The following is a 913-nucleotide window of genomic DNA, read 5'->3' on the forward strand; positions in this document are numbered from 1 at the left end:
ATACCCTCCACCAGATTGCGCGCTTCCTCCGGATCACTCACCGGCAACACCAGCATGAATTCTTCCCCGCCCAGACGGGCGGCGAAATCCTGATTGGTCAGGTGGCGCCGTGTCACATCCGCAAAACGCTGCAACACCAGGTCGCCCATGCCATGGCCATACTGATCGTTGGTTTTCTTGAAATGATCCAGGTCCAGGTACACCACACCCAGTTGATACGCGCCACGGGCAGACTGCCCGCACGCCTTGCTCAGCAGCTCCATGGCATGGCGACGGCGGTAGAACCCGGTCAGCTCGTCTTTTACCGCCATGTCGTGAATACGCTCAACAATTTCTGCCAGCTGCTGATTACGCTTACCCAACTGGAACCGAATGGTGGAAATCTCCGACGCCACCAGCATGGCGGCCAGTACCATGGCACTGAACAGGCCCCACTGAATCCACTCGCCCTGCACGTCCACCACTTCCGGCCAGTACACACAAACCACCCCCAGCACGAGCGCGTACCCCAGCACGCAATACCCTGCCAGAGCCATGAACTGCCGGAGCGAAGCCTGCAACACCCCCATCTGGACGATGGCGAAGAAAATCAACATGACACACAGACGCACCTGATCGACGACCAGGGCAGTGACCAATAACCCGGTGGTTGACCACACCATCAGCGGCATGATCATGGAAGGTTCGGAAAGCCGGCGGTTCAGGCCCACCAGCATAAACAAGACAAACAGGATATGGCCGGCCCAGAGGGCAGCAAAAAGGGAGTAGAACAGGGCTTCCCCACCGCGGAAAAAGTCCAGCTGCAAAGCGATCCAGCAGAGCAGTGTATGGGCACTGCCGCCCGCCAGGATGGCAAAGAGCACCCGGCGTAATCGCTGCGACTGCAAGGCCACAGGGTGGAACGTTAACGTTT

At 58.6% G+C, this 913-nt stretch carries 1 protein-coding gene; it reads right to left on the reverse strand.

The window, feature by feature from the left end:
* On the reverse strand, window positions 1–913 hold a 913-nt coding region (locus A3754_RS04510; RefSeq protein WP_231880482.1), incomplete at both ends, for a GGDEF domain-containing protein.

The organism is Alcanivorax sp. HI0083 (assembly GCF_001635175.1).